At 59.8% G+C, this 3626-nt stretch carries 4 protein-coding genes; all 4 read right to left on the reverse strand.

The features are described 5' to 3' along the window. Nucleotides 1-299 (reverse strand): LysR family transcriptional regulator (locus PR675_RS20445; protein WP_001255014.1); only part of this gene is annotated, 299 nt, incomplete at its 3' end. Between the two features lie 27 nt (nucleotides 300-326). Continuing rightward, complete coding sequence (gene floR, locus PR675_RS20450; protein WP_000214122.1) at nucleotides 327-1541, reverse strand: chloramphenicol/florfenicol efflux MFS transporter FloR; 1215 nt, start codon at nucleotides 1539-1541, stop codon at nucleotides 327-329. Between the two features lie 222 nt (nucleotides 1542-1763). Continuing rightward, entirely contained in the window at nucleotides 1764-2507 is a 744-nt protein-coding gene (locus tag PR675_RS20455; protein WP_164526956.1) for a DUF3363 domain-containing protein, read from the reverse strand. A gap of 30 nt (nucleotides 2508-2537) precedes the next feature. Beyond that, the coding region (locus PR675_RS20460) for an IS91-like element ISCR2 family transposase (protein ID WP_000851888.1) at nucleotides 2538-3626 on the reverse strand (1089 nt) is incomplete at its 5' end.

Genomic DNA, 3626 nt, shown 5'->3' on the forward strand with positions numbered 1-3626 from the left:
GCGGTCTTCACTGCGTGATCGAGTTGATCGACACCCGCCGTGACACGCTCCATGAAGTGCCTGCCTGCGTCTGTTAGCCGAACGCCCCGCGCATGGCGCTCAAATAGCAGGACACCAAGGTTATCCTCCAGCGCTTTCACACGCGCGCTGACGCTCGACTGGCTGATACCAAGTGCCTTGGCCGCATGCCGAAAATTCAGATGCTCGGCGACGGCGATGAACTGAACAAGGGAAATGAGCGGTATCCTGCCAGACAGGATACCGACATTCACGAGGTTTCGATGGTTAGTGCGCCGCATCGGAGCGGGCCTGCTACCAGTCGTCGGTTAGACGACTGGCGACTTCTCGGTGGCAGCCCCACGGAGCCGAAGGAGCACCAGCCCCAACGAAACCAGTACCGCCATCGCCGTGGCGTAACAGATCACGGGCCACGCTGTGTCACCGTTTAAAAGTGCCACCGCCAATGTCCCGACAATGCTGACTATCAGGCTTTGAACGCAGAAGTAGAACGCGACCGCTGATCCCGCGATGTCGTCGAACTCTGCCAAAGCGCCGTTCGCGGTAACGGACACCGTGAAGACAATACCGACCGCGACAACCCACATCGGTAGGATGAAGGTGAGGAATGACGGCGAGCCGTAAAGTTCGCCGATCCCCAACAGGACCGCTCCGCAAACAAGCAACGCCATCCCACGCGCCACGCATCCTGCGATGCCCCATCTGGCGACAAAGGACTTCGCGAAACGGGTTGTCACGATCATTACAAGCGCGACAGTGGCGAAGGCAAAGCTGAATCCGATCTCGGAATATTCCGCTTGGCCTATGAGCACACGGGGAGCCGTCGAGAAGAAGACGAAGTAGGTGCCCATACCGGCGCTAAAGCCGACAGTGTAAACCCAAAAAGCCGGACTCGCGAAGATCGGCAAGACAGATCGGCGCGTCTTGACTTGATCCAGAGGGCGGGTTTCGTGCCACCTGAAACCCGCATTTAGGAGTGCGAGCATCGCCAGTATAGCCAAAGTAATGAATATCGCCTGCCATCCCAAGAACTCGCCGATCAATACTCCGGCGATAGGGCCGAGCGCAGGCACGAACGCCAGCATCGAACTGAAAAGGCCGTAGATGACGACACCCTCAGGACGGTTGGCATAAACGTCGCGAACCGTCGCGAACGTCGCCACCAGCATGGCCGACGCGCCCACTGCTTGAAGTAGACGGAAAGCGACAAAGGCCGGTGCAGTTGAAGACCAAGCTGCTCCCAGAGACGCAATGACGAAAGCCGTTGCGCCCGCAAGTAGAATTGGCCGTCGCCCGATTCTGTCTGAGAGCGGACCAAAAATCACCTGGCCCACGCCGAGCATCACCATATAGAGGCTCAACGTGAGTTGGATCATAGCGGGCGTCGTGTTCAGGATGCCGGGCATCGCTGGAACGACAGGGAGATAAATATCCATCGCCAGTGAAGCGAGGATGTCGAAAGGAGCCATCAGCAGCAGTGCTGCCGGCAGCGTATAGGCCCACGCGGGGCGTGTGGTGGTCATGACGAATCAACCCTCGATTAAGATTAAGGAATACCGGGCGACGTCTGCTCGTCAGCAATCAGATGAGACTAGCCTTACAGAGCGCCGCAACAACAATACTGGTTGTTGCGGCTTACTTGTCTGCTGACTTGGAATTTCCCATCTGATTACTCCACGCTTACGAATATGAATTGCTACATTTTATCAGATTATCTTTTGCTTCGCAATGCGGCATGGGCGCACTCAGCGTTCCAGCCCCCTCTGCCGCCCTAACTGCCACGACACCGACCCGCCCTGCACGATGCCCATAACCTCGCGGCCGAGTTGGCGGTCGATGATCGGCCGCCACGGGACAAGGGTGAACTCATGGGATTTCTCGACCACGGCGAACTTGCCGCTCGATAGATGCACGGTTCCGGTAAACTTGCCGCTGACGCTCTCGCCGTCCGTGGCGGCGCGGAACGGCAGGCCCTTACTCAAAGCCATATCCGATCCGACGCCGGCTACCTCGCGCTCCCGCAGGATGGCGAGAAGGTTGCGCCGGTCCAGCCAGGTCGCGCCGTCCGATCCGATCTGTTTGTTCAGATCGACCGGGGAAAGGACGCGAACGCTGGCCTGACTGTCTCGGCCGGCGTCATGGGCGGCGGCACGGCTGACCAGATCATCGGGGATGCGCCATTGGTCGGCGTCGATCCGCTCGACGATACCGGCCCGGCGTAGCGCCTCCAGCCGGCGCACATGGGCATCGACATAGCCCTCATAGTCGCCGCCTGGAACGCGGCACGTATAGGAAGAATAAACGCCCTTTTCACCCAAGTCCAACAGCTTTGGACCGCAGTTGACTCTTTCGACACCCCTGCGATGCAACCCAATCCGGCTGACGGGGAGCCAGCAACGCTGAAAATTTACCCTCCTCTTTCCCACTAGCGGCTCCTTTTCCGACAACCAGCACGGCGGATCCCTGCCGCGGCGCTGTGAACGCAGCATTTTGATTGGTATCGTTGGCCTTCAGGCTCGTCAGTCAAACAGACCCAGGAGCAGCTCAGCCGGTGGCGCCCGGCTTTCGGGTAACGCCCTGGTCCCGCTGGTTTCGGCTTTGTGCTTCAGGTGATCAAGGATCTGCTTGATCACTATAGGGTCTTCAATGCAGGCGATGACTTTCATGGCGCCGCCGCAGCCGCTGCAGGTCTCGATGTCGATATTGAAAACACGCTTGAGCCGTTGCGCCCATGTCATCGACGCTCGCCGTTGTGCTGGTGTTGCCGGTTCATCAGCCACCCTGACCTTGTTGCCCCTGCCCCGTTTTGCCGGCGTGACCAACGCCCGGTGCCGACTGTTGGGTGCGAACACCCCGTGGAAGCGGGTTAGGTTGACTCTGGGCTTCGGTACCAGGGCGGCCAGCCTTGCAATGAAATCCAATGGTTCGAAAATGACGTGCGTGGTGCCGTCCCGGTACGGCGTCTTGAGCTGGTAGCGCACGTTGCCGCCTCGTGTTAACGACAGCCGCTTCTCGGATACCGCCGGGCGGCTGATGTACCGGCACAGCCGTTCGAGCTTCTTGCGTTCATCGGCCCTGGCCGCCACGCCGGCGTGCAGGCTGGACCCGGCTACCTTGCCAATCCCGTCACCGAACGGATCACCACTGGTCGGCAGAGTTTGCAAAGTGAACACCTTTCGCCCCGCCTGTGAACCGACAGCGATACGGTAAGTGATCGAGTGCCCCAGCAGGGGTGTCATCGGGTCGTCATCCACCGCATCCGAGGCCAGATAGCTGTTTTCGACATCCCGTTCCAGCAGGCCTTGCCGTTCCAGATAGCGACCCACCCGGTGGGCGATGGTGTGCGTCAGCTGGGTGAGCTCTGGGCTGGTCGGCGCCTTGACCCAGCGGAAACGCGCTGAGCCGTGGGATTGCTCGACATACACACCGTCGAGAAACAGCATGTGGAAGTGAACATTCAGATTGAGCGCCGATCCAAAACGCTGGATCAGGGTGACCGCGCCCGTCTTGGCCACTTGGTGGGTATGGCCCGCTTTCTTGACCAGGTGCGTGGCAATGACGCGGTAAACGATGCCCAGCACCCACCCCATGATCTCGGGCCGGCTGGC

Origin of the sequence: Providencia sp. PROV261 (assembly GCF_028477945.1) — a bacterium.
GTDB lineage: Bacteria > Pseudomonadota > Gammaproteobacteria > Enterobacterales > Enterobacteriaceae > Providencia > Providencia stuartii.